Raw genomic sequence first — 25,637 nt, forward strand, 5'->3', positions numbered from 1 at the left:
GGCGGGGCGGAGCCCCGGCGGTGGCGACCTCCCAGGGAGATGGGCGCGCCATATTGTGGAATCGATATGGCGCTTTTCCTTAACGTTTGCAGTCAGGAGTGGTGCTTGTGATGCGCAAGTTTCTCGCGAACATGACGATACGCAGCAGCCTGTTGTGGGTGCTGGCGTTCTTCTCATTCATGTTGGTGATCGGAGCCGCACTGGGCGTGTTGTCGTTGCGCATCAGCAATGCGACGCTGGCGGAAATCAAGCAATCGCAAGAACTGAACGACGCGCTGGGCCGTGTCGTCTTGAGCTACAAGGACACCCTCAATGGCCTGGGCCGCGCGGCCACGTCCAATTATGGCGACATCGTCCGCAGCGTCGGTCAGCCCACGCTGCTGGCGCAGGGCCTGTCGAGCGAGGCAGCCGGCTTGCTGGAACGCGCCAAGGCGGCGCAGAACAAGGGCCAGGCGGAGTTCGACTATTTCAAGACCCTGCCGCGACCGGCCGAGGCGGCCGAGTCCCTCAAGGAAGTCGAGGACTCGTATGGCGCGCTGGTGCAGCAGGGCGTGGTGCCGCTGACCGCCGCGCTTGAAAAGGCCGACATGCCGGCCTACCAGGCGCAGGTGCAGAAGGTGCAGGATGCGCTCGAAGGGCGCTTCGCCCGCGCTGTCGAAGGCTTTGATTTCTGGCGCGCCAGCAAGATGCTGGACGCGTTCGAGGTGGCCCAGGTGCGCTACCAGTTCGTGCTGCTGGCGGTGAGCGCGGGCGGCGTGATCGCCGCGCTGCTGGTGTTCGCCACCTATGTGTTCCTGCGCCGCCGCGTGCTGCAGCCGCTCAAGGACGCCGGCCATCATTTTGACCGCATCGCCGGCGGCGACCTGACCGCGCGCGTCGAAGTCCGCAACACCAATGAGATCGGCCAGCTTTTCGCCGCGCTCAAGCGCATGCAGGAAAGCCTGACGCGCACGGTGGCCTCGGTGCGTCGGGGCGTCGACGAGATCAATACCGGTTCGCACGAGATCGCCGCCGGCAACACCGACCTGTCCAGCCGCACCGAGCAGCAGGCGGCCTCGCTGGAAGAGACCGCCGCTTCGATGGAAGAGCTGGCCTCGACGGTCAAGCAGAACGCCGACAACGCGCGCCAGGCCAACCAATTGGCGGCCAGCGCGTCGGACGTGGCCGAGCGCGGCGGTTCGGCCGTGGCGGAAGTGGTCAACACCATGCACGGCATTTCCGCCAGTTCGCGCAAGATCTCCGAGATCGTGTCGGTGATCGACGGCATCGCCTTCCAGACCAACATCCTGGCGCTGAACGCGGCAGTGGAAGCGGCCCGTGCCGGCGAGCAGGGCAAGGGCTTTGCGGTGGTGGCGGGCGAAGTGCGCTCGCTGGCGCAGCGCAGCGCGCAGGCGGCCAAGGAAATCAAGGGCCTGATCGAGGACTCGGTGACCAAGGTCGGCGCGGGTTCCGAGCAGGTTGAACGGGCGGGCGCGACGATGCAGGAGATCGTGGCGTCGGTCAAGCGCGTGACGGACATCATGGGCGAGATCTCGGCGGCGTCCGAGGAGCAGTCCAGCGGCATCGACCAGGTGAACCGCGCGGTGTCGCAGATGGACGAAGTGACGCAACAGAACGCGGCGCTGGTGGAAGAAGCGGCGGCCGCGGCCGGCTCGCTGCAGGAACAGGCGCAGCGCCTGGCCGAGGCGGTGGCGGTGTTCAAGATCAACGTCGGCGAAGTGATCGAAGTGCCGGCCCATCGCCTGTCTTCGGGTCGCTCCGCCGCCGGCGACGATTCACGGCTGCAAGCGCCAGACGCGCTTGCTATTGAGCGCTGAGGGCGGCAGTGGCGACAGCAGCAAACATGGCGCCGTCCATTCCGGTGGACCGCCAATTCGATTTTCGCGACGCGGACTTCACCCGCGTGCGCAAGATGATTCACGCGCGTGCCGGCATCTCGCTGGGCGCGCACAAGCGCGAAATGGTCTACAGCCGGCTGGCGCGGCGCCTGCGCGCGCTGGGCCGGCAGGACTTTGCCAGCTATCTGGACCAACTGGAGAACGAGCCGGACGCGGCCGAATGGGAAGATTTCGTCAACGCCCTGACGACCAACCTGACCGCGTTCTTCCGCGAGTCGCACCACTTCCCGATCCTGGCCGACTTCGCGCAAAAGCGCGGCGGCCCGGTGTCGGTGTGGTGTTGTGCGGCGTCCACGGGCGAAGAGCCATACTCCATCGCGATCACTTTGGCCGAGGCCCTGGGCCCGCGCGCCAGCGCCTGCTCGGTGCTGGCGACCGATATCGACACCAACGTGTTGAACCGGGCGCGCACGGCGGTCTATCCGGCCGAGCGCGTGGCCAAGATGGAAGAGAGCCGCCTCAAGCGCTTCTTCCTGAAGGGCCGCGGCGCCAACGCCGGACAGGTCCGGGTGCGTCCCGAGATTGCCGACATGGTGCGGTACGAGACGTTGAACCTGCTGGCGCCTTCCTGGCCGATCAGCGAGAAGTTCGACGTCATCTTCTGCCGCAACGTGATGATTTACTTCGACAAGCCGACCCAGGCGAAGATCCTTGAGCGGTTCGTGCCGCTGCTCAAGCCGGGCGGCCTGCTGTTTGCGGGCCATTCGGAGAACTTCACCTATATCAGTCGGGATTTCCGTCTGCGCGGGCAGACAGTCTACGAATGCGCTGGCAAGGCCTAGAGCTGTCGGTGACGACGGATTCCAGGTCCGCCTGAGGCGGTAAACAATGCAGAAAATCAGAGTTCTATGTGTGGATGATTCCGCGCTCGTGCGCGGACTGATGACCGAGATTATCAACAGCCAGCCGGATATGGAAGTGGTTGCGACCGCGCCCGATCCGCTGGTGGCGCGCGAGCTGATCAAAAAGCACAATCCCGACGTGCTGACGCTGGACGTGGAAATGCCCCGCATGGACGGGCTGGATTTCCTTGAAAAGCTGATGCGCCTGCGGCCGATGCCGGTGGTGATGGTGTCGTCGCTGACCGAGCGCGGCGGCGAAATCACGCTGCGCGCGCTTGAGCTGGGCGCCATCGACTTCGTCACCAAGCCCAAACTGGGCATCCGCGACGGGTTGCTGGAATACACCGAGATCATTGCCGACAAGATCCGCGCCGCCTCGCGCGCCAAGCTGCGGGCGCCGAGCCCGCACGCGCCGGCGCCCGCCCCGGCGCCGATGTTGCGCCGGCCGCTGGCCAGCTCGGAAAAGCTGGTCATCGTGGGCGCGTCCACGGGCGGCACCGAAGCCATCCGCGAGGTCCTGCAACCGCTGCCGCCGGACAGCCCGGCCATCCTGATCACGCAGCACATGCCGGCCGGTTTCACGCGCTCGTTCGCGCAGCGCCTGGATGCCCTGTGCGCGGTGACGGTGCGCGAGGCCGTGCACGGCGAGCGCGTGCTGCCGGGCCACGTGTACCTGGCCCCGGGCGGCGAGATGCACATGCGCCTGGGCCGTAGTGGCGCCAACTACGTGATCGAGCTGGAGGCCAGCGAACCGGTCAATCGCCACCGCCCGTCGGTGGATGTGTTGTTTAATTCCGCCGCCGTGGCAGCGGGCAAGAACGCCATCGGCGTCATCCTGACCGGGATGGGCAAGGACGGGGCGGCCGGCATGCTGGCCATGCACCGCGCCGGCGCCCATACCATCGCGCAGGATGAAGCCAGTTGCGTGGTCTTCGGCATGCCCCGGGAGGCCATCGCAATCGGTGCGGCTGACGAAGTGGTGCCGCTGTCGGCAATGAGTGAGCGCATTCTGACTCGCCTGGGCGACCGGGGACACCGCGTTTGACGCGGCTGTGATCCCGATCGGTCTCAAGCAAATTTCTTCTGGAGTAAAAGATGGTAGACAAGGGCATCAAGATTCTGGTGGTGGATGACTTCCCCACCATGCGGCGGATCATCCGCAACCTGCTCAAGGAGCTTGGTTTCGAGAACGTGGATGAGGCCGAAGACGGCGCGATCGGGCTGGAGAAGCTGCGCAACGGCGGCTTCCAGTTCGTCGTCTCCGACTGGAACATGCCCAATCTGGACGGCCTGGAAATGCTCAAGCAGATCCGCGCCGACGCCAGCCTGGCTTCGCTGCCGGTGCTGATGGTGACGGCCGAGGCCAAGAAGGAAAACATCGTCGCGGCGGCCCAGGCCGGCGCCAACGGTTACGTGGTCAAGCCTTTCACCGCGGCGACGCTGGAAGAGAAGCTGGTCAAGATCTTCGAGAAAATTGGCGGCTGAGGTGTGCAATGAGCACGACGCAGAATGAAGACTCGGCGGAATCCCCGGACCTGATTCACCGCATCGCCTCGCTGACCCGCATGCTGCGCGACAGCATGCGCGAGCTCGGCCTGGACCAGGCGATCAAGGACGCAGCCAACGCCATTCCCGACGCGCGCGACCGCCTGCGCTACGTGGCGCAGATGACCGAACAGGCTGCCAACCGCGTGCTGAACGCGACCGAGGCAGCCGGTCCGATCCAGGACGGCATGTCGCGTTCGGCGCAGGCCCTGGATGCTCGCTGGCAGCAATGGTACGACCAGCCGCTGGAATTGCCCGAGGCCCGCGAGCTGGTCAAGGACACGCGCGCATTCCTGCAGGACGTGCCCAAGCAGACGCAGCAGACCCAGTCCAAGCTGATGGAAATCATCATGGCGCAGGACTTCCAGGATCTGACCGGCCAGGTCATCATGCGCATGATGGACGTGGTCGGCGCGATCGAGCGCGAGCTGCTGCAGGTGTTGCTGGACAACGTGCCGCAAGAGCGCCGCGACGAGGCGAACAGCCTGCTCAACGGTCCGCAGGTCAGCCCGCAGGGCAAGACCGACGTGGTCACGAGCCAGGACCAGGTCGACGACCTGCTGGCCAGCCTGGGCTTCTGAGCCCGCCGGGCGACGGGCCGCGCGGGCCCGCCTGCCGCCATGCCCGCTGGTCGGGCATGGTCGTATTCCCTAAGGGTGCGAACGCGCGCCCTTGGGTAGACTGCAACACAACAAGAATCGGGGCCGCAGCAGGAGACAGGGCGCATCGCGCCCAGGCAATGGATGCCCACAGAAGGCAATCCGGGCCGCACAAGGAGGTGCCATGTTGGCCAGATCCACATTCCGATTCGGAGGTATCTGGGGGTTGTTGCGCCGGCTCAACCGTGGCCGCGCCACGCTGTCCGAACGCCCGTTGTCCCTCAGCCCGGCCGCCTGGCCGCTTTACCGCTTCCTGGCCGGCATCCGCAGCCGGGTCAGCACGGTGCGGCAGTCCAGCATCGAGATCGCCCTCAACACCGCCCGGACCCAGTTCCAGGCCGGCCGCTGCGCGCTGCTGGCGCAGGAGCAGGCGCGCGCGGCCGAGGCCCTGGCTGCCAGCGGCGCCCAGATCGCGGCGCTGTCGGCGTCCACCTCGACCCATGCGCGCGAGATCGCCCAGGTCTCCGGGCAGAACCTGCGGGCGGCCGAGCAGGCGCTGGCCGAGCTGTCCGAGGTCAAGGAGCGGGTTGACCGCATGACGCGCGAGATGGCGGCGTTCACCGACGTGGTGGCGCAGTTGACCGGCCGGGCGCGTTCGGTCGGCGACATCAGCAAGCTCATCAAGGACATCGCCCTGCAGACCCAACTGCTGGCGCTGAACGCCGGGGTGGAGGCGGCCCGTGCCGGCGACGCCGGGCGCGGTTTTGCGGTGGTGGCCAGCGAGGTGGGCCGGCTGGCCGAACGGGTCAACGCCGCCACCAGCGACATCGGCCGCCATACCGGCGAGATGCTGGAGCTGGTCGATTCGACCCAGCGCCAGACCGGCGCCCTGCGCGAGGACGTGGACGCGTCCGGCGCGGTGCTGGACAAGACGCGCCAGGATTTCCAGCACTTCGTACGCGATTTCGACAGCATGAACCGCCAAGTGGGCGAGGTGGTGCAGGCGATCGGCGAGGTCGACGCCACCAACCACGGCATGAGCCAGGACGTCAGTCGCATCGCCGCGCTGAGCGCCGACGTGCGCGAGCGGGTGGCCAGCATGTCCGGCGAGATCGACCGCATCCGGCGCCAGACTGAGAGCGTGCAGGAGGTGCTATCGGACATGCGCACCGGCAATACCGCCTTCGACCGCCTGTCCGAGACGCTGGAGGGCTTCCGGCTGGCGGCGATCCGGCTGCTCGACCATGCCCGTGAGCGCGGCCTGGATGTGTTCGACCGCCATTACCAGCGGATCGCGGGCAGCGATCCCCCGCGTTACCACACCGCCTACGACCGCGGCATCGACGAGGCGCTGACCCGCCTGCTGGACCGCGTGCTGGAGGCCGTGCCCGGCGGCAGCTATGCGCTGCTGGTGGACGCGCGCGGGTATGCCCCGGCGCACAACAGCCGCTATTCGCACCCGCCCAGCGGCGATCCGGCCCAGGACATCGCCCGGGTGCGGCACAAGCGCATCTTCGACGACCCGGTCGGAGCGCGGCTGGCCGCCAACACCGAAACCCTGCTGTTTCAGACCTACTCCCGTGATACCGGCGAGATCGTCAACGACATCTCCGTGCCCCTGTTCCTGGGCGGCGAGCACTGGGGCGCAGTGCGGATCGGGCTCGATTACGTGCGTTTTCAGGCCACCCTGGACGCCGGCGGATCGGCGCGGCCGGTGGTCGCGGCGGCCGGCTGAACCAGACCGATCCGCCAGGCTGGCGGGGCAGGGCGTCCGGTCGCCGGCCCGCCCTGGCCGGCCCGGCCCGGGCGCATCCGGGAATAGCGCCGCTTTCCCCCCGTTTCTTGGCTTATCGCCCAAGGCCCAGGCCTCCTAGAATCTCGGCGGGCAGCTCGTAATCCGTCAATCCGCGAGCCGCAACGACACCGCAGAGCATGGCCGAAGAAAGCGACCTCGAGAAAACCGAAGCCGCCTCTCCCAGGCGCCTGGAAAAGGCGCGCGAGGAGGGGCAGATTGCGCGTTCCCGGGAACTGGGCACGTTCATGATGCTGGCCGCCGGTGTCGCGGCGATCTGGGCCGGCGGCGGCACGATTTATAAGGGACTGAGCGGGGTGCTGCGCAACGGCCTGGCGTTCGACCAGCGCGTGGTGGCCGACCCGGGCGTGATGGTCGAGCAGGCCGTCAACGGCTTCGGCCAGGCCCTGATGGTGATTCTGCCCATCTTCGGCCTGCTGGCGGTGATCGCCGTGCTGTCCAGCGTGTTGCTGGGGGGCATTGTCATCTCGGGCAAGCCGCTGTCGCCGAATTTCTCCAAGCTCAGCCTGTTCGCCGGCCTCAAGCGCATGTTCTCGTCGCAGACCGTGGTCGAGCTGATCAAGGCGCTGGCCAAGGCCCTGCTGGTGGGCGGCGTGGCGGTGTGGATCATCTGGCGCTACCACGACGACATGCTGGGCCTGATGCACGTGGCGCCGGCCGCCGCCCTGACCAAGGCGCTGAGCCTGGTGGCGATGTGCAGCGCCTTCATCGTTGCTTCGCTGCTGGTGATCGTGCTGCTGGACGTGCCGTGGCAGATCTGGAGCCACCTGAAGAAGCTGCGCATGTCCAAGGAAGACGTGCGCCAGGAACACAAGGAAAGCGAAGGCGACCCGCACACCAAGGCGCGCATCCGCCAGCAGCAGCGCCAGGCCGCCCGCCGCCGCATGATGTCCGAGGTGCCCAAGGCCGACGTGGTCGTGACCAACCCGACCCACTACGCCGTGGCGCTGAAGTACGAGGAAGACAAGAACGGCGCGCCGCGAGTGCTGGCCAAGGGCACCGGGCTGGTGGCGGCCAAGATCCGCGAACTGGCCGCCGAGCATCGCATTCCCACATTGGAAGCGCCGCCCCTGGCGCGCGCCCTGTATCAACACGTCGAGCTGGGGCATGAAATCCCGGCCGAGCTATATACCGCGGTCGCGGAAGTGCTGGCGTGGGTTTTCCAGTTGCGCTCGTGGCGCTCGGGATGGGGGGTCGAACCGACGGCGCCCAAGTCCCTGCCCGTGCCGGCCGCGCTGGACCCGCAGGCAAAGACCGCAGCACAAGGAGCTTAAGGAATGAGCGCTCTGCTCACCATGTTGAAAAGCAACGGAGCCACGCACGCGCGGCTCCTGGCCGGTCCCATCCTGATCGTGATGGTGCTGGGCATGATGGTGCTGCCGCTGCCCACCTTCCTGCTGGACCTGCTGTTCACCTTCAACATCGCGCTGTCGGTGATGATCCTGCTGGTGGCCATGTTCACCCGCAAGCCGCTGGATTTCGCCGCCTTCCCGGCCGTGCTGCTGTTCGCCACGCTGCTGCGCCTGTCGCTGAACGTCGCCTCGACCCGGGTGGTGCTGCTGCACGGCCACACCGGCCCGGACGCGGCGGGCAAGGTGATCGAGGCCTTCGGTCATTTCCTGGTGGGCGGCAACTTCGCCGTCGGCATCATCGTCTTCATCATCCTGACCATCATCAACTTCATCGTCATCACCAAGGGCGCGGGGCGGATCGCCGAAGTCGGCGCGCGTTTCACCCTGGACGCGATGCCGGGCAAGCAGATGGCTATCGACGCCGACCTGAACGCCGGCCTGATCGGCGAGGACGAGGCCCGCAAGCGCCGCGCCGAGGTGTCGCAGGAATCCGACTTCTTCGGCTCGATGGACGGCGCCAGCAAATTCGTGCGCGGCGACGCCATCGCCGGCCTGCTGATCATGGCGATCAACATCATCGGCGGCCTGATCGTGGGCGTGGCCCAGCACGACATGTCGATGAGCGACTCGGCCCGCGTCTACACGCTGCTGACCATCGGCGACGGCCTGGTGGCGCAGATCCCGGCGCTGGTGATCTCGACCGCCGCCGGCGTGGTGGTGTCGCGCGTGTCGACCGACCAGGACATCGGCCAGCAGATCATCAGCCAACTGTTCTCCAACCCCAGCGTGATGTTTCTGACGGCCGGCATCATCGGCATCATGGGCTTGATCCCCAACATGCCGCACATCGCCTTCCTGACGCTGGCCGGCACGCTGGCCTGGGGCGGCTGGGCGATGCACAAGCGGCGCAAGGCCGCTGAGGTGGCGGCCAGCGAGGTGCCGCAACAGGCCGTGACGCAGGCGCAGGCCGCCGCGGCCGAAGCCAGTTGGGATGACGTCTCGATGGTGGACCAGCTTGGCCTAGAGGTCGGCTACCGCCTGATCCCGCTGGTCGACCACGCCCAGAACGGCGAGCTGCTGCACCGCATCCGCAGCCTGCGCAAGAAATTCGCCCAGGACGTGGGTTTCCTGCCGCCGGTGGTGCATATCCGCGACAACCTCGAACTCAAGCCCAACGATTACCGCATCTTGCTGTCCGGCGTCGAGATCGGCCACGGCGTGGCGATGCCGGGCCAGTGGCTGGCGATCGACCCGGGCGGCGTGACCATGCAGATCAAGGGCACGCCCACCACCGACCCGGCCTTTGGCCTGCCGGCGCTGTGGATCGACGGCAGCCTGCGCGACCAGGCCCAGGTGGTCGGTTACACGGTGGTGGATGCCGGCACCGTGGTCGCCACCCACCTGAACCACCTGATGCACCGCCACGGCTCCAACCTGCTGGGCCGCCAGGAAGTGCAGCAGTTGCTGGACCGCATCGGCCGCGACGCGCCCAAGCTGGTCGAAGACCTGGTGCCCAAGACGCTGTCGCTCACCGCCTTGCAGAAGGTGCTGCAGGGCCTGCTGGCCGAGGAAGTGCCGATCCGCGACATGCGCACCATCATCGACACCCTGTCCGAGCACGGTCCGCGCCTGGCGGCGCTGGCAGCCGGCACGGGCGGCCAGCCCGACATCAACGAGCTGATCGCGCTGACGCGCCGGTCATTGGGTCGCGCCATCACCCAGCAATGGTTCCCGGGCGAGGGCGAACTGCGCGTGATCGGCCTGGACGTCAAGCTCGAACGCGTGCTGTCGCAGGCGCTCACCACCAGCGGCGGCCTGGAGCCTGGCCTGGCGGATACCCTGCTGCGCGAAACCCAGGCGGCGGTCGAGCGCCAGGAATCGCAGGGCAACGCGCCGGTGCTGCTGGTGTCGCCGGTGCTGCGCGCGCCGCTGTCGCGCTTCCTGCGCCACCACCTGCCGCAGTTGGGCGTGTTGTCGAATACGGAAATTCCGGATGAGCGCATGGTCCGTGTGACGGCGCTCATCGGCGGAGGTAATGGTCAATGAAAATAAGTCGCTTCTTTGGCGCGAACAGCCGTGACGTCATGCGCCAGGTGCGCCAGGTGCTCGGTCCCGACGCGCTGATCGTGTCGAACCGCAGCGTCGATGGCGGCATCGAGGTGCTGGCCACGGTGGAGGGCGCGTTCGACGACGCGTCGCCGCAGGCGCCGACGCCGACGCCGCAGGGGTATGCCGACGGCCACGCGCCGGCTCGCGCTCCGGCCGCGCCGGTGCCGCCGCAGGCGCCCGCGCCGTACGGTCACGCCGCGCCCGCCAACCTGGCGCCGCCTCCCTATGGCGCCACCCCGGCCACGGCCTCGCAACCGCCTTATGGCGCGCAGTCCGGTTATGGCGCGCCGGCCGCCGCCGCGCCGCAGCCGGTCGCGCCGCGACCCGCCTACGGCACGCCGCCTGCCGCAGCGCCGCAACCCGCCTATGGTGCGGCGCCGAGCGTCTCGCAACCGGCCTACGGAGCGCCGCCTGTGCCCGTCGCCGATGCGCAGCCCGCCTACGCGGTGCCGTCGCGTTCGATCGCCGCCTACCAGTCGGCCTACGCCGCGCAGTCTCAGCCCGAGCCGGAGGTGTCGGCGGAACCCGTCGCGCGTCAGGCGCCGCCCGCCGTGACGGCGGAAGCGGCCGCGCCCGCGGTGATGGCGCCCGCCGCGCCGGTGCGGATGGAAATGCCGGCCTTGCCGCCTGCCCGAGAGGTGCCGCCCGTGGCGCCGTCGCCGATGGCGCGCATGCCGGATGCGCCGCTGCGCAATGGTCCGGGGGTGCCGCCCGCGGCGCTGCCCAGCGATGCGGCGGCGGGCTTGCAGGACGCCATCAGCGCCTTGCGCGGCGCGCTCGAAAGCCGCATGGACGGCTTGCTGTGGGGCGGACGCCAGGGGCCTGGCCGCGAGCCGGCGGGCGCTGCCTTGTTCCGCAGCCTGCTGGACGCCGGTTTCAGCACCAAGCTGGTCCGCGCGCTGGTCGAACGCATGCCGCAGGGCATGAGCGCCGAATCCGCGCTGGCCTGGGCCCGCAATGAACTGGTCACGCACCTGCCGGTGCTGGGATCGGAAGATGAATTCCTGGGCGGCGGCGTGTACGCGCTGGTCGGCCCGACCGGCGTCGGCAAGACCACCACGCTGGCCAAGCTGGCGGCGCGCTGCGTCGCGCGCGAAGGCCGCGAGCAGGTGGCCATGCTGACCACCGACAATTTCCGGATCGGTGCGCTCGAACAACTGCAGATCTACGGCCGCCTGATGGGCGTGCCGGCGCACTCCGTGCGCGACGCCGGCGAACTGCGCCGCGTCCTGGCCGAGCTGGGCAACCGCAAGATCGTGCTGATCGACACCACCGGCATCAGCCAGCGCGACCGCCAGGTGGCCGAGCAGGCCGCGATGCTGTGCAACGCCGGCAAGCCGGTGCGCCGCCTGCTGGTGCTCAACGCCGCCAGCCAGGGCGACACGCTGGACGAAGTCGCCCACGCCTATCGCAACGGCGTCGGCGAGGACGTGGCCGGCTGCATCATCACCAAGCTCGACGAGGCTTCGCGCCTGGGTGCGGCATTGGACACGGCGATCCGCCACCGCCTGCCCATCCACTATTCGTCGATCGGCCAGAAGGTGCCGGAGCACCTGGAGCTGGCGCGCGCCGACGCGCTCATCGATCGCGCCTTCGCCATGGTCGAGCGCGCCCGCGCCCTGTATTCGCCCAGCGAGGCCGACATGGCGTCGCTGTGGTCGACGTCGCGCGAGACCGAAGCGAGTGTCGATCCCGCGCGCCGCCGCCAATTGCTGGCTTCGGCGATCCTGCGTCCGCAGGGCGGCGCCGGCACGATCGAAGCCGCGCAGAACCTGGACGACACCCTGAGCTGGCTCGACAGCGACCCTGCCTGCGTGCAGGCCCGCGCCTCGTGGCGCGAGTATGTCAGCGACGGCGCGGGGTCGAGCCTCGCGGCGCTGGGCGAAACGCCGCTGGCGATGGTGCGGCGCGAATTCTCAACCACTTGCAGCCGCAATCTGCTGGTCATGCACGGCAAGGCCAGCATGAAGGGCGAGGCCTTGCCCGGGGGCACGTTGCTGAGCGCGGTGCTGATGAGCGATCGCGGCGCGGCCCTGGCCGCGCCTGCGCAGCAGTTGGTGCTGCCCCATGGCATGTTGTCGTCGTTCGCGCCGGCCGCCGCCGCGCAGCCGGACACGGCGCTGGCCCTGGAGGCGCGGGTGCGCTGGCTGAACGAACAACTGGCCCAGGTGCCGGCCGTGCACATGCTGGAAGCCGGCACCTCGGCGCTGTGGCAGAGCCTGAGCGAGCAGGGCGTGTCGTGGGTGGCGCGCAGCCCGGGCGGCATGCGCGTGATCCAGGACGAATGTCCGACCAATCTGAACGCGGTGGGCAAGAGTGTCGGCTATCTGCCGGTGGGCCAGCCGGGCGACATGCCCGGCCTGCGCGCCGTGCCCGGCACCCGTCCGGCGCCGTTGGCGCTGTGGGCCTCGGGCACCGAGATCGGCCTGCCTGGCCGCGGCGACGAAACCCGCTTCCGCCTGGTGTGCGCCCGCCTGATCGATACCGCCAGTGGCGAAGTGGCCGGCCAGTTGTTCGGCCTGACCAACCTTGCCGCCGGCCAGGCGGACGCCGCCACGGTGGCGCGCTGGCTGGTGCTGCAGGAAGAGGCGCGCGCCGGGTTCCGCTACATGGCCAATGCCTGGCAGGCGCTGCCCGCGGTCGATGGCGCGCATACGCTGGCGCGGCAGTCGCTGATGGCCGGCCAGTTGGGCGCGGCCTGCTGGCAGTTGGCGCATGCCTCGGCGGCGGACGGCGTGCGCGCCACCCTGGCCGGCGTCGTCAGCCCGGAGCGCAAGCTGTCCGGACGCCTGCTGCCGGTCGCGCTGTTGAAGATGTTCGCGATGCTGGAGATGGCCGGCGGCGTCTAGGGCGCTTCGACGCGGGGCCTTCAATACAAACAGCCCGCGAAAGCGGGCTGTTTGTATTGGGACGTCGGGATCCGGCTCAGCCGGCGACGATGGGCTTGCGGCCCGGCGTGGCGCGGGCGCCGCGGCCCTGGGCGTCGTAGGTCGAGGTGCCGCCCAGGCCGCCGATCTGACGCAGGGCGTCCAGCGATTGCTGGGTATAGCGCAGGTGCACGTCGATCAGGGCGCCGTTGCGCATATTGATTTCGTTGGCCGATGCCGACTTGGCCAGCAGCGCCTGCCAGACGTCGGAAAGTTGTGGGTGCTGCACGGCGGCCTGCTCGGTGCCGGCATGGCCGGGGGGCAGGCCGATTTCGGCGAGCAGGCCATCGCGCGTGTGGCTGAGGTCGACCAACTGCTGGGCGATATTGCCCTTGCGCTCGGTGATGTCATGCAGCGCGTCGACGTTGCCCGGCCCGACCAGCACCTTGGTTTCTTCTTCCAGGATGGCGGAAAACTCGGTGATCAGGGCATCTTCCTGCTTCATGCAGGCTTGCAGGGATTCGACAGGGCTCATGGTCATACTCGGGCGGACGGGTCGAAAAAACGGCGATCTTGCAAAGGCAGTATTACTTCAGCAGGTCACGGGCGCTGGCGATCAGGCCATCGGCGATGCGGCTGGTGTCGATCTTGAGCTGGCCCGAGGCGATGGCGGCGCGAATCGCGGCGACGCGCTCGACGTTGATGTCGTTCGAACCGTCTTGCAGGGCCAGCATCTTGCGCGAGGCCGAGCTCAGCGCGACCTGCGAGCTGCTGGCGCCACTGCCGCTGCCGGCGCCGTAGGCCTGAGCGACCGCGGACTCGGCGCGAGGGCTGACCGCATCTGCCGAGATGGGCCGGTTGGTTGTCGAATTGATTTTCAAGGTTTTCTCCGCAGGGCGTCCTGGGTCGGTTTGCGACGGCTCCGCCTACTTATGTCTCTGTAACGACCGGGTCGGAAGGAACTTTAGGGTAGGAGGGCGCTAGCCGCAACGCGATATGTAACATTACCTAAAGTTGTATTTCGACCAGGCCTGCGTTGCGCACCACGCCGCTGACCACCTGTCCGTTGGCGGTGCGGACCTGGACCGTGGCGCCCGGCGCCGCATTGTCCAGGGCCTGCCCCTCGCTGCTGACCACGAAACCCTTGCCGCGGGCGTTGATACGGACGTTCGAGCCGCGCACCACCGATTGGGCGTTGCGCAGGGCGGCGCCCTTGACCGGTTGGCCGGCGTTGATCCGGTAGGCCGCGGTCATGCCGACCACCGTATCGGGATTGGTGATGACCCCCGGGGGCAGGGCCACCAGGTCGCCGTCGCGCGGCGCCAGATCGGCGGGCGTCAGGGCCTGGCCCGCCGCGATCATGCGCGACGCGACATAGTAGTAGCCCGGCACGCTGACCGTGGCCTGCACGTAAGTGGTCCAGGGCTTGGGCGCGTTGCAGCGCACGCCGACCGTCATGCGCGAGCGCAGCTTCATGCCGGACGGCATAAATGGGGACAAAGTATCGCACGGCGCCAGGCGCTCCGCCCGCGGCGGATCGATGCTCACCGAGGCCTGGCCGGGCAGGGAGGCCAGTTGTTCCAGCAAATAGGTCTGCGCGGCGATGATGATCGCCTCGGGCGCCTGGACGGCGGCGTCCTGCGCCTGGGCCGCCGGGGCCAGCAGCAGGGCGGCCAGGCAGGCGGCGCGCGCGCGGAGATTTGCGGGGAATTTCCTCATGTCCGAATTGTAGAAGCCCGCGCCGCTTGGCAATACGTGAATTGGATGAGAAATGACGGGTTATTTGGCTGATTGTGTTCTGCCACCCGCCCCTATGATGCCGTCATCCAATGGGATAACGGTGCGTCCGCTGTCCCGGACTCCATCCGTATTGAAGGCGATCCGATGCTAGACCGGCTTAACGAAGATTTCCGCTTCTTCCAGCAGTCCCTGGGGCTGCGCGCGCAGCGCCAGGAAGTGCTGTCCTCGAACATCGCCAATGCCGACACGCCCAACTACAAGGCGCGCGACTTCGATTTCAAGACGGCGATGCAGAACGCCATGGAAGGCACCAAGCGCCTGCCGGACACCTCGCTGACCCTGACGTCGGCTCGCCACATTCCGGCCAAGGCCGTGTCGCAGGGGCCGACCGATCTGCTGTATCGCCTGCCGTACCAGCCCAGCATGGACGGCAACACGGTCGACATGGACATCGAGCGGGTCCAGTTCGCCGACAACACCTTGCACTACCAGAGCACGATGCAACTGCTGTCGGGTCGCATCCGGACCATGATGGCCGCCATCCAGGATTGATTTTCATAGGGAACCGCAGGCAATGTCCTTGTTGAGCATTTTCGATATCGCCGGTTCGGCGCTGAGCGCGCAGTCACAGCGCATGAACGTGGCAGCCAGCAACATGGCCAACGCCGACAGCGTGGTCGGTCCCGACGGCCAGCCGTACCGGGCCCGCCAGGTGGTGTTCCAGGTCAACCCGCCGGCCGGCCAGGCGCAGGGCCGCGAGATCGGTGGCGTGCGCGTGGCCGGGGTGGTGGTGGACCAGTCCCCGCTCAAGCAGGTCTACGACCCCAAGCATCCGATGGCCGACGCGCAGGGCTACGTCAGCATGCCCAACGTCGATCCCGTCGCCGAAACCGTCAACATGATCGCGGCGTCGCGTTCGTACCAGGCCAACGTCGAGGTGCTGAACACCGCCAAGAGCCTGATGCAGAAAACCCTCACCATCGGCCAATCCTGACCCGTCTGATTCCGCGCGCCGCGCCGCCCGCGCGGAAGTTTTTGAAGAAGTGAAACCATGACCACCGTCGACCAATCCACGAGCAAGACCGGCCTGGGCCTGGCGCAAAGCGGCGCCAACGGCACCAGCACCGCCCAGGGCCTGCAGGATCAGTTCCTGAAGCTGCTGGTCACGCAGCTCAAGAACCAGGATCCGCTGAACCCGATGCAGAACGCCGAGCTGACCTCGCAGCTGGCGCAGATCTCCACGGTGGAAGGCATCACCAACCTCAAGAACACCATGCTGGCCATCAGCGGCCAGATCGACGTGTCGCAGTCCATGAACGCGGTCGCGATGATCGGCAAGGGCGTGCTGGTTCCCGGTTCGAACGTCAAGGTCGGCGTGGATGCCGAGCATCCCTCCGAGCGCGTGGTCACGCCCTACGGCATCGACCTGCAGAAGGATGCCGCCAAGGTTCAGGTGCGCATCTCCGACGCCAACGGTCAGGTCGTGCGCACCATCGAGCTGGGCGAGCAGAAGGCCGGCGTGTACACGCTGGACTGGGACGGCAAGAACGACGCCGGCGCGGCGCTGGAAGCGGGCGCCTACACCGTGTCCGTCCTGGCCACGGATGGCGACGACAAGAAGGTGGCCGCCGAAGTGCTGAAGTACGGCAAGGTCAAGAGCGTGGCTTACTCCACCAACGGCCTGCGTCTGGATATGGGCCTGGATGGCCAGACCAGCATGCTGGATGTGCGCAAGGTGATCGGCTGAGGCCAGCCGGTTTGATTATCAGCCGGCGCCACGGCGGCGGTTTCCCCCTTAAAGATTAGCGAGAGAAAACATGGGTTTCGGACAAGGATTGAGCGGCCTGAACGCCGCGGCGCAGAACCTGGACGTCATCGGCAACAACATCGCCAACTCGGGCACCGTCGGCTTCAAGTCGTCGACCGCGTCGTTCGCGGACGTCTACGCCAGCTCGCGCGTCGGCCTGGGCACCAAGGTGTCGGCGATCACCCAGCGCTTCACGGTGGGCACGGTCAACGGCGGCGGCGGCGAATATGACATCGCCATCGATGGCGCCAAGGGCATGTTCCGCGTCACCGACCAGAGCGGCGCCGTGATGTACACCCGCAACGGCGAGTTCCTGGTCGACAAGAACAACTTCATCGTCAACGCGCAGGGCTATCGCCTGACGGGCTACCCCAACGGCGGCATCGGCGCCAACCCGGTCGAGCTGCAGTTGCCGACCGCCAACGTGGCGCCCAAGGCCACCTCCACCGCGACCACCGTGGCGAACCTGGACGCCAACGCCAAGGTCATCTACCAGGTCGACACCGTGACCTCGCCGGCCGTGCCCGGCTCCGTGACGCTCGGCGGCACCGCCTACACCTTCACCAAGGCGCCCGGCGGCGCGATCACCTGGACCCCGGGCAACCCGCCGGCGGCCACCTACGGCACCGCGCCCAATACCGTCACCATCGACGGCACCGGCCAGGTCACCGCCGGCAACCTGAACGTCATCCCCGGCTTCGTCGACTACACGGCCGCCGTGACCGAAGTCGGCAAGCCGTTCGACCCCAAGGTTCCCGGCAGCTACACCAACGCCTCGCCCATGACGGTCTACGACTCGCTGGGCAACTCGCACCAGGTGATGCAGTACTTCGCCAAGCGCGCCGCCGATGCCGCCGGCAACAGCGTCTACGACGTCTACTACACGATCGACGGCCAGGCCATGGCGCCGACCACCGAAGCGGCCGGCGTGTGGGGCAACCCGACCCAGTTCACGTTCAACAAGGCCGGCGTGATGACCAGCGCCGCCACGGTCAACCTGTCGTTCGCGACGCCGGGCGGTGGCACCACCCCGGCCGATCCGCTGGCGGTCGCCGTGAACTACACCGGCACCACGCAGTACGGCAGCGCCTATGCGCTCAAGGCCCAGCCGGACGGCTACACCTCGGGCGAGTTCCGCGGCATCAACATTGGCGCCGACGGCAGCCTGGTGGCCAGCTACACCAACGGCGAGACCTCGATCGTCGGCACCATCGTGCTGGCCGACTTCGCCAACCTCCAGGGCCTGCAGCCGGTGGGCAACAACGCCTGGAAGGAAACCGCCTCGTCGGGCCAGCCGATCCTGGGCCAGCCGGGCAGCAACGGCATGTCCAAGGTGGTGGGCCAGGCGACCGAAGCCTCGAACGTCGACATGAGCAAGGAGCTGGTCAACATGATCATCGCCCAGCGCACCTACCAGGCCAACTCGCAGACCATCAAGACGCAGGACGAGATCATGCAAGTCCTGATGAACCTGAAGTAATGGCTGACGGGCACGCGACGACATCGACGGAATAGGCAATGGATCGAATCATCTACACCGCCATGAATGGCGCAGCGCGGATCACGGAACACCAGGCCGCGCTCTCCAACAACATGGCCAACGTGAACACGCCGGGCTTTCGCGAGCAGATCGCGTTGTACCGGTCGGTTCCGGTGAACGACGGCGTGAGCCTGCCGACGCGTGTTTCGACGGTGGCGTCGACGCCCCGCAACAACTTTGAAATGGGCAACATGCAGACCACGGGCCGCGACCTGGACGTGGCCCTGGCCAGTTCCAACGGCTGGATCGCCGTGCAGACCCCGCAAGGCGAGGCCTACACCCGCGCCGGTAGCCTGCAGGTGGGCATCAACGGCCTGCTGCAGACCTCGCTGGGCCAGCCCGTGATGTCCGACCAGAACGGCATCATCGACGTGCCCGACCAGGCGGCGCTGACGATCACCTCGGATGGCACCATCACCGCCATCGGCGCCGGCGATGCCCCCAACAACATCCTCAATCTGGGTCGCATCAAGCTCGCCAACCCGCCGGAAGCGCAACTGGTGCACGGCGACGACGGCGTGTTCCGCCTGGCGCCGGTCAACGGCCAGCCGGCCCCGCCGGCCCCCGCTGATCCCAGCCTGCGGGTGTTGTCCGGCGTGCTGGAAGGCAGCAACACCAATCCCATGGCGGCGATGGTGGGCATGATCGAGAACGCCCGCCGCTTCGAGCAGCAGATGCAGGTGGTGCAGCAGGCGGACCGCAACGCCGAGCGCGCCAACGGCATTCTCTCGGTTTCCTGATCCGGTCAGCCGATCCGAACCCAATAATTTTCGCGCGCGGCCGGGCCGCCGCACCAGGAGTACTTCATCATGATGCGTTCGCTGTGGATTGCCAAGACGGGCCTGGAAGGTCAACAGACCTCGATGGACGTGATTTCCAACAACTTGGCCAACGTCGCGACCAACGGCTTCAAACGCGGTCGCGCCGTATTCCAGGACCTGATGTACCAGACCCTGCGCCAGCCCGGCGCCCAGGTCGGCGACGCCACGCAGTTGCCGTCGGGCCTGCAGTTGGGCACCGGCGCCCGCGTGGCCGCCACCGAGCGCATCCACACCACCGGCGGCCTGAACAACACTGGCGGCGAGCTGGACGTGGCGATCAATGGCCGCGGCTTCCTGCAGGTCGAACTGCCGGACGGCACCCAGGCCTATACCCGCGACGGCGCGCTGCAACGCGACCAGAACGGCCAGTTGACCACGGTCAGCGGCTACGTGATCCAGCCCCCCATGAACGTGCCCGACAATGCCCTGTCGATCTCCATCGGCAAGGACGGCATCGTCTCGGTGACGCAGCCCGGCGCGGCCGGCGTCAACGTGCAGATCGGCCAGTTGCAGATCGCCACTTTCATCAACCCGACCGGCCTGCAGAGCGTCGGCGAGAACCTGTACCTGGAAACCGATGCCTCCGGTCCGGCGAACCTGCTTCAGCCGGGTGTCGACGGCGCCGGCACGTTCATGCAGAACTACGTCGAGACCTCCAACGTGAACGTGGCCGAGGAACTGGTCAACATGATCACGACCCAGCGCGCCTACGAAATGAACAGCAAAGCCGTCAAGACCTCGGACGAAATGCTGGCCCGCCTGACTCAACTGTGATGCCTATGTCGTCTGTCCTGCGTCTGGTTTCGTGTGCGGCCCTGGCGTTGCTGGTGGCCGGCTGCGCCATGATCCCGCCCGAGCCCATCGTGACGGGGCCGACGACGGCCGCGCCGCCGCCGCCGCCGATGCCCACGGCGCAGCCCACGGGCTCGATCTACCAGCCGACGACTTACGGCAACTACCCCCTGTTCGAGGATCGCCGGCCGCGCAACGTCGGCGACATCGTCACCATCGTCCTGAACGAGAAGACCAACGCCTCCAAGAACGTCGCGACCAACACCAACCGCAGCGGCAATGCCAGCCTGGGCATCGCCGCCGCGCCGTCGTTCATGGATAGCTGGGCCAATGCCAACCTGAACACCGACGCCAAGGGCGGCAACGTGTCGCAGGGCAAGGGCGACAGCACGGCCAACAACGCCTTCACCGGCACCATCACCACCACGGTGGTGGGGGTGATGTCCAACGGCAACCTGCAAGTGGCCGGCGAAAAGCAGATCGCCATCAACCGGGGCAGCGAGTACGTGCGCTTCTCGGGGGTGGTCGATCCCCGCTCGATCACCGGCACGAACACCGTGTCGTCCACCCAGGTGGCCGACGCCCGCATCGAATACCGCAGCAAGGGCGTCATGGATGAGGTCCAGACCATGGGCTGGCTGCAACGCTTCTTCCTGATCGCCTCGCCGTTCTGACCATGAAACAACCCACTCCGATTTCCGCCATGTTGTCCCTGCTGGCGCGTGTCTGTGTCGCGGCGGGGCTGCTGGCCGGCGCCTCGGCGGCGCATGCCGAGCGGCTCAAGGACCTGGCATCCATCCAGGGTGTGCGTGGCAACCAGTTGATCGGCTATGGCCTGGTGGTGGGTCTGGACGGCAGCGGTGACCAGGTGCGCCAGACGCCGTTCACGCAGCAGAGCCTGACCAACATGCTGTCGCAACTGGGCATCACCGTTCCCGCCGGCAGCAACATGCAGCTCAAGAACGTGGCGGCGGTCATGGTCACCACGACCCTGCCGGCGTTCGCCCGTCCGGGCCAGACGCTCGACGTGGTGGTGTCCTCCATGGGCAACGCCAAAAGCCTGCGCGGCGGCACGCTGCTGATGACGCCGCTCAAGGGCGCCGACAGCCAGGTCTATGCGATCGCCCAGGGCAACATCCTGGTCGGCGGCGCCGGCGCCTCGGCCGGCGGTTCCAGCGTGCAGATCAACCAGCTCAACGGCGGCCGCATCAGCGGCGGCGCCATCGTCGAGCGCGGGGTGCCGACCACCTTCGCCCGCGACGGTTACATCTACCTGGAAATGAACAACACCGACTTCGGCACCGCCCAGAACGTGGTGGCGGCGCTGAACCGCAAGTTCGGGCAGGGCACGGCCACGGCGCTTGACGGCCGCGTGGTGCAGGTGCGCAGCCCGATGGAACAATCGGCGCAGGCGCGCTTCCTGTCGCAGGTCGAGGACCTCCAGGTGGCGCGCGCGCCGACCGTGGCCAAGGTCATCATCAACGCCCGCACCGGCTCGGTGGTCATGAACCGCACGGTCATGATCGAGGAAGCCGCCGTGGCGCACGGCAACCTGTCGGTCATCATCAACCGCCAGAACCAGGTGTCGCAACCGGATACGCCGTTCACCGAGGGGCAGACCGTGGTGGTGCCCAACACCCAGATCGAGGTGCGCCAGGAAAACGGTTCGCTGCAGCGCGTGAGCACCAGCGCCAACCTGGCTGACGTGGTCAAGGGCCTGAACGCCCTGGGCGCCACGCCGCAGGACCTGCTGGCGATCCTGCAGGCCATGAAGAGCGCCGGCGCCCTGCGCGCCGAGCTGGAAATCATCTGACCGCCATGGGTTACACCAACACCTCCGCGGCCCTGGGCAGTCGCCAGGATTCCGTGTTCGACATGGGTCGCCTGTCGGATCTGAAGCGCGATGTGACCAAGGACCCGGCCAATCCCGGCACCGAGCAGCAGAAGCAGGTGGCCAAGCAGTTCGAGGCCCTGTTCCTGCAGATGATGCTCAAGCGGATGCGCGAGGCGACGCCCAAGGAAGGGCTGTTCGACTCGCAGCAGACCCAGATGCTGCAATCCATGGCCGACGAGCAACTGGCGCTGCACCTGGCCACGCCGGGCATCGGCCTGTCGCAATCGATCCTGGCGCAGATGCAGCAGGGCAAGCCCGGCGACCTGCCGGCCGAGGCCGTGCAACGCCTGGGGCAGGGCACCGACCTGGATTTCCAGACGGGCGGCTCGCGCCAGGTGTCGGCGCTGATGGACGTGATGCGCAACAACCGCGCCAGCGACCGCGCCCTGGCGGCGGCCGAGGGCGCGCCCGAGCACGTCATCAATTTCGTGTCGAAGATGTCGCGCGCGGCCACCCTGGCCTCGCAGCAGAGCGGCGTGCCGGCCCGTCTCATCATGGGCCAGGCGGCCCTGGAGTCCGGCTGGGGCCAGCGCGAGATCAAGCACGAGGACGGGCGCACCAGCTACAACCTGTTCGGCATCAAGGCGGGGCCGAGCTGGAAGGGCAAGGTCGTCAATGTGCTGACCACCGAATACGAAGGCGGCGTGGCGAAAAAGGTGACGCAACCCTTCCGGGCCTACTCGTCCTACGAGGAATCGTTCGCCGACTACGCCCGCCTGATCGGCACCAGCCCGCGCTACGAGAGCGTGACGCAGGCGCGCAACGAAATCGAGGCGGCCCGCCGCATCCAGAGTTCCGGCTACGCCACCGACCCGCAGTACGCGCAGAAATTGATCGGCGTCATGAGCCAGTTGCGGGGCGCGGCCGCCAAGGTCGATATTTCGCGTCAGATGTTGGAAGGACTCTAAATTTGGACTACCTGCTGCCGTTAATCGGGTATCCAGAAATATCAGTCGCGGTTACATACGGGGCATTGTCAGCATGAATCTGTACAAATTGGCATTGGGCGGGCTGAACGCGTCCCAGGCGGGCCTGGCAACCACCGGCCACAACATCAACAATGCCACCACGGTCGGTTACAACCGCCAGCGCGTCATGATCTCGACCGCCGGCGCCCAGGCCACCAGCAATGGCTTCATCGGTCGCGGCGTCCAGGTGGACACCGTGGTGCGCAGCTACGACAGCTTCCTGTACAAGCAGCTCGTCGGCGCGCAGGGCAGCAGCGCCCAGCTTCAGACCCAGTTCGACCAGATTTCCCAGGTCAACAACCTGTTCGCCGACCGCACCGTGGGCATCGCCCCGGGCCTGTCGAATTTCTTCACCAGCATGAACACCGTGGCCAGCAAGCCGGCGGATCCCGCCGCGCGCCAGGACTTGCTGGGCAAGGCCAACAGCCTGACCACCCAGATCCGCTCGGCCTACCAGGAAATGCAGAACCAGCGCCTGGGCCTGAACACGCAGATCTCGACCACCGTCGACCAGGTCAACAGCTACCTGACCCGCATCGACGACCTGAACAACCAGATTTCCACCGCCCGCGCCAAGGCTGGCGGCAATCCGCCCAACGACCTGCTGGACCAGCGCGACCAGGCCGTGTCGGAACTGAACCAGCTCGTCGGCATCACGACCTACGAGCAGGGCGACAAGCTCAACATCTCGCTGGCCTCGGGCGGCCAGGCGCTGCTGTCGGGCAACACCATCTATCCGCTGCAGGCCGTGGCGTCGTCCAAGGACGTCAGCCGCACCGTCATCGCTTACACGCTGCCGGCCGGTTCGGGCGGCAAGACCGTGTCGGTCGAGCTGAACGACGCCGACGTCACCGGCGGCAAGCTGGGCGGCCTGCTGCAGTTCCGCGCCTCGTCGCTGGACGTCATGCAGGCCCAGTTGGGCCAGATGGCCGTCGGCCTGGCGATGTCGTTCAACGAGCAGCACCGCCAGGGCCTGGACACCGCCGGCAACCCGGGCACGGACTTCTTCAGCATCGGCTCGCCGCAAGGCGTGCCGAACGCCGCCAACAAGAGCGGCGCGCAGATCAGCGGCACGTTCACCGACGTGAACAACATCAATGCCAAAGACTACGAAATCAGCTTCGACGGCGCCAACTACCGCGTGACGCGCCTGCCCGAAGGCACCCAGGTGTACAACGGCCCGGCAACCGGCACCCCGCCCACCGCCACGCTGGACCTGAGCGCTGAAATGGGCGTCACGCTGACGATCGACTCGCCGCCGCAAGCCGGCGACAAGTGGTCGCTGTCGCCCACGCGCGACGCCGCCCGTGACATCAACGTGTTGATCACCGATCCGGAAAAGGTCGCCGCGGCAGACGCTGCCGGTGGCGACGCCAACGGCAAGAACGCACTGGCGCTGGCGCAACTGCAGACCAAGAAGGTGCTGGGCCACGGCACGATGAGCATCAACGAGATGTTCTCGCAGGTGGTCAACACCGTTGGTGTGCAGACCGCGCAGATCAAGTCGGCCAACACCGCCCAGTCCAACCTCGTCGCCCAGAAGCTCGAGGCCCAGCAGGCGGTGTCGGGCGTCAACCTGAACGAAGAATACGTGAGCCTGTCGCTCTACCAGGAGCAATACCAGGCCAGCGCCCGCATCATCGACGTCGCCAGCACGCTGTTCGATACGCTGCTGGGCCTGCGCGGCTGATCGGATCGTTGACATCGTGACCCATCAAGACAAATTCGGAGTATCCCCATGCGCCTGAGCACCTCCATGATGTACTCGAACGGACTCAAGGGCGTCCTCGCTCAGGAATCCGACATGAACCGCCTGGTCGAACAGGTCGGCAGCGGCAAGAAGTTCCTGACGCCGGCGGATGATCCGCTGGCCGCCTCGTTGTCGATCAACGTGGCGCAGACGCAGAGCATGAACGCGACGTACCAGCTCAACCGCAACACCGCCAAGACCAACCTGTCCCAGGAAAACAACGTCCTGGATTCGATCACGACGGCGCTGGCCGACGTGCGCACCCGCGTGGTGCAGGCCGGTAACGGCACCTTCGCCGACAGCGATCGCCAGGCCTTGTCCACCGCGCTGAAAAATGCCCGCGACGCATTGCTGGGCCTGGCCAACAGCACCGATGGCAATGGCCAGTACCTGTTCTCCGGCTACCAGGGCGGCGTCATCCCCTACGCCCAGGACGCCACTGGCAAGATCGTCTACAGCGGCGCCACCGGCGAGCGCACAGTGCAGGTCGACCAGTCGCGCCAGATGTCCACCAGCGACATCGGCAGCGACATCTTCAATCGCGCCAATCCGGGTTCGCAGGCCTACGTCAGCACGGCCGCCGCGCACAACACGGGCACCGCGCAGTTCAGCACCGTGTCGGTGACGCCGGGCAGCCCCAACATCGGCAAGAATTTCAGCCTGCAGTTCGAGTCGGATCCGGCCACGGGCAACATGGGCTATCGCGTCATCACGACCGATCCCAACGCCAATCCGCCGGTGCCGCCGGTTACCACGCCCGCGCCGCCGGCCGCCCCGACCGCGTACACGCCGGATGCATCGATCGACTTCGGCGGTGTCTCGGTCGTGGTCAAGGGAACGCCGCAAAACGGCGACGTGATCGACGTGCAAAGCGTGCAGTCCGCCGACGTCGACATATTCAACACCCTGGACAGCCTTATCAAGACGCTGGACTCGCCGATCGCCGGCGACCCCGTGGCGCTGGCCAAGCTGAACAACGAGCTGGCCACCGCGAACAAGAAGCTGTCGACCAACTACGACAACGTGCAGACCGTGGCCGCGTCCGTCGGCGCTCGCATGAACGAACTGGAGGCGTTGGACGCCACCGGTACGCAGAAGGGCCTGTCGTACTCGAAGTCGCTGTCCGACCTCGAAGACCTCGACTACTACTCGGGCGCCAGCCAGTTGGCCTTGCGGCAGGTGGCTTTGCAGGCGGCGTCGGCGGCCTTCATGACGATCCAGGGGTCGAGTCTTTTCAGCCGCAAATAATGCGGTGAGTCCATAGGCCGTGCCCGATGGCGGGCTCGGCATGTTGCGCCCT

Annotated in this window: 23 protein-coding genes; 20 read left to right on the plus strand and 3 right to left on the minus strand. The window is 67.2% G+C overall.

Going from position 1 to position 25,637, the window contains the following annotated elements:
- The first annotated feature begins 110 nt into the window (after positions 1–110).
- From ACUDCK_RS11260 to flhF, 9 genes are all read left to right on the plus strand, one after another.
- Positions 111–1,817: a methyl-accepting chemotaxis protein gene (locus ACUDCK_RS11260; RefSeq protein ID WP_445659310.1), complete on the plus strand. Its 1,707-nt coding sequence runs from the start codon at positions 111–113 to the stop codon at positions 1,815–1,817.
- 26 nt (positions 1,818–1,843) lie between these two features.
- A complete protein-coding gene (locus ACUDCK_RS11265) occupies positions 1,844–2,680 on the plus strand; it encodes a CheR family methyltransferase (RefSeq protein ID WP_116793268.1) in 837 nt (278 codons plus the stop codon).
- Positions 2,681–2,726: 46 nt separating this feature from the next.
- A complete protein-coding gene (locus ACUDCK_RS11270; RefSeq protein WP_054504546.1) occupies positions 2,727–3,785 on the plus strand; it encodes a protein-glutamate methylesterase/protein-glutamine glutaminase in 1,059 nt (352 codons plus the stop codon).
- Positions 3,786–3,835: 50 nt separating this feature from the next.
- Entirely contained in the window at positions 3,836–4,225 is a 390-nt protein-coding gene (cheY, locus tag ACUDCK_RS11275; RefSeq protein ID WP_006387517.1) for a chemotaxis response regulator CheY, read from the plus strand.
- A gap of 8 nt (positions 4,226–4,233) precedes the next feature.
- Complete coding sequence (cheZ, locus tag ACUDCK_RS11280) at positions 4,234–4,866, plus strand: protein phosphatase CheZ (RefSeq protein ID WP_054504545.1); 633 nt, start codon at positions 4,234–4,236, stop codon at positions 4,864–4,866.
- A gap of 202 nt (positions 4,867–5,068) precedes the next feature.
- Positions 5,069–6,619: a methyl-accepting chemotaxis protein gene (locus tag ACUDCK_RS11285; RefSeq protein WP_155755608.1), complete on the plus strand. Its 1,551-nt coding sequence runs from the start codon at positions 5,069–5,071 to the stop codon at positions 6,617–6,619.
- 197 nt (positions 6,620–6,816) lie between these two features.
- Positions 6,817–7,971, plus strand: a complete 1,155-nt coding sequence (flhB, locus tag ACUDCK_RS11290; protein ID WP_054504543.1) for a flagellar biosynthesis protein FlhB — start codon at positions 6,817–6,819, stop codon at positions 7,969–7,971.
- Between the two features lie 3 nt (positions 7,972–7,974).
- Positions 7,975–10,095 carry a flagellar biosynthesis protein FlhA gene (gene flhA / locus ACUDCK_RS11295; RefSeq protein ID WP_064528008.1) on the plus strand — a complete coding sequence of 707 codons (2,121 nt, stop codon included), beginning with the start codon at positions 7,975–7,977 and terminating at the stop codon, positions 10,093–10,095.
- Positions 10,092–13,007, plus strand: a complete 2,916-nt coding sequence (gene flhF, locus ACUDCK_RS11300; RefSeq protein ID WP_175167460.1) for a flagellar biosynthesis protein FlhF — start codon at positions 10,092–10,094, stop codon at positions 13,005–13,007. The genes flhA and flhF overlap by 4 nt, the downstream gene beginning before the upstream one ends.
- A 76-nt stretch (positions 13,008–13,083) precedes the next feature.
- Here the strand turns inward: flhF and ACUDCK_RS11305 are convergent, their stop codons facing one another.
- The 3 genes from ACUDCK_RS11305 to flgA form a co-directional block, all read right to left on the minus strand.
- The gene (locus ACUDCK_RS11305; RefSeq protein ID WP_175167459.1) at positions 13,084–13,560 is read right to left on the minus strand and encodes a flagella synthesis protein FlgN; all 477 of its coding nucleotides are present in this window, start codon (positions 13,558–13,560) and stop codon (positions 13,084–13,086) included.
- Between the two features lie 52 nt (positions 13,561–13,612).
- The gene (flgM, locus tag ACUDCK_RS11310; RefSeq protein ID WP_006394436.1) at positions 13,613–13,906 is read right to left on the minus strand and encodes a flagellar biosynthesis anti-sigma factor FlgM; all 294 of its coding nucleotides are present in this window, start codon (positions 13,904–13,906) and stop codon (positions 13,613–13,615) included.
- 127 nt (positions 13,907–14,033) lie between these two features.
- A complete protein-coding gene (gene flgA, locus ACUDCK_RS11315) occupies positions 14,034–14,744 on the minus strand; it encodes a flagellar basal body P-ring formation chaperone FlgA (RefSeq protein WP_054504548.1) in 711 nt (236 codons plus the stop codon).
- Between the two features lie 165 nt (positions 14,745–14,909).
- On the opposite strand from flgA, the gene flgB reads away from it, so the two are divergent.
- From flgB to flgL, 11 genes are all read left to right on the plus strand, one after another.
- The gene (gene flgB / locus ACUDCK_RS11320; RefSeq protein WP_006394438.1) at positions 14,910–15,317 is read left to right on the plus strand and encodes a flagellar basal body rod protein FlgB; all 408 of its coding nucleotides are present in this window, start codon (positions 14,910–14,912) and stop codon (positions 15,315–15,317) included.
- A gap of 22 nt (positions 15,318–15,339) precedes the next feature.
- On the plus strand, positions 15,340–15,759 hold the full coding sequence (flgC, locus tag ACUDCK_RS11325; protein ID WP_054504540.1) for a flagellar basal body rod protein FlgC: 420 nt from the start codon (positions 15,340–15,342) through the stop codon (positions 15,757–15,759).
- A gap of 57 nt (positions 15,760–15,816) precedes the next feature.
- Positions 15,817–16,512, plus strand: a complete 696-nt coding sequence (locus ACUDCK_RS11330) for a FlgD immunoglobulin-like domain containing protein (RefSeq protein ID WP_054504539.1) — start codon at positions 15,817–15,819, stop codon at positions 16,510–16,512.
- Between the two features lie 70 nt (positions 16,513–16,582).
- On the plus strand, positions 16,583–18,052 hold the full coding sequence (locus ACUDCK_RS11335) for a flagellar hook-basal body complex protein (protein ID WP_054504538.1): 1,470 nt from the start codon (positions 16,583–16,585) through the stop codon (positions 18,050–18,052).
- A gap of 38 nt (positions 18,053–18,090) precedes the next feature.
- Positions 18,091–18,852, plus strand: a complete 762-nt coding sequence (locus tag ACUDCK_RS11340) for a flagellar basal body rod protein FlgF (protein WP_054504537.1) — start codon at positions 18,091–18,093, stop codon at positions 18,850–18,852.
- Between the two features lie 69 nt (positions 18,853–18,921).
- Complete coding sequence (gene flgG / locus ACUDCK_RS11345; protein ID WP_006385244.1) at positions 18,922–19,707, plus strand: flagellar basal-body rod protein FlgG; 786 nt, start codon at positions 18,922–18,924, stop codon at positions 19,705–19,707.
- Positions 19,707–20,399 (plus strand): flagellar basal body L-ring protein FlgH, encoded by a 693-nt coding sequence (locus ACUDCK_RS11350; protein WP_054504536.1) that lies wholly within the window; start codon positions 19,707–19,709, stop codon positions 20,397–20,399. The genes flgG and ACUDCK_RS11350 overlap by 1 nt, the downstream gene beginning before the upstream one ends.
- Positions 20,400–20,401: 2 nt before the next feature.
- Positions 20,402–21,538: a flagellar basal body P-ring protein FlgI gene (locus ACUDCK_RS11355; RefSeq protein ID WP_054504535.1), complete on the plus strand. Its 1,137-nt coding sequence runs from the start codon at positions 20,402–20,404 to the stop codon at positions 21,536–21,538.
- A 5-nt stretch (positions 21,539–21,543) separates the two neighbouring features.
- On the plus strand, positions 21,544–22,527 hold the full coding sequence (gene flgJ, locus ACUDCK_RS11360) for a flagellar assembly peptidoglycan hydrolase FlgJ (RefSeq protein ID WP_054504534.1): 984 nt from the start codon (positions 21,544–21,546) through the stop codon (positions 22,525–22,527).
- A 73-nt stretch (positions 22,528–22,600) separates the two neighbouring features.
- Positions 22,601–24,277: a flagellar hook-associated protein FlgK gene (flgK, locus tag ACUDCK_RS11365; RefSeq protein WP_175167458.1), complete on the plus strand. Its 1,677-nt coding sequence runs from the start codon at positions 22,601–22,603 to the stop codon at positions 24,275–24,277.
- 48 nt (positions 24,278–24,325) lie between these two features.
- A complete protein-coding gene (flgL, locus tag ACUDCK_RS11370) occupies positions 24,326–25,585 on the plus strand; it encodes a flagellar hook-associated protein FlgL (RefSeq protein WP_054504532.1) in 1,260 nt (419 codons plus the stop codon).
- The last annotated feature ends 52 nt before the right edge of the window (positions 25,586–25,637 follow it).

It is taken from the genome of Achromobacter sp. CF-sbj1-Ac2-l (assembly GCF_052698165.1).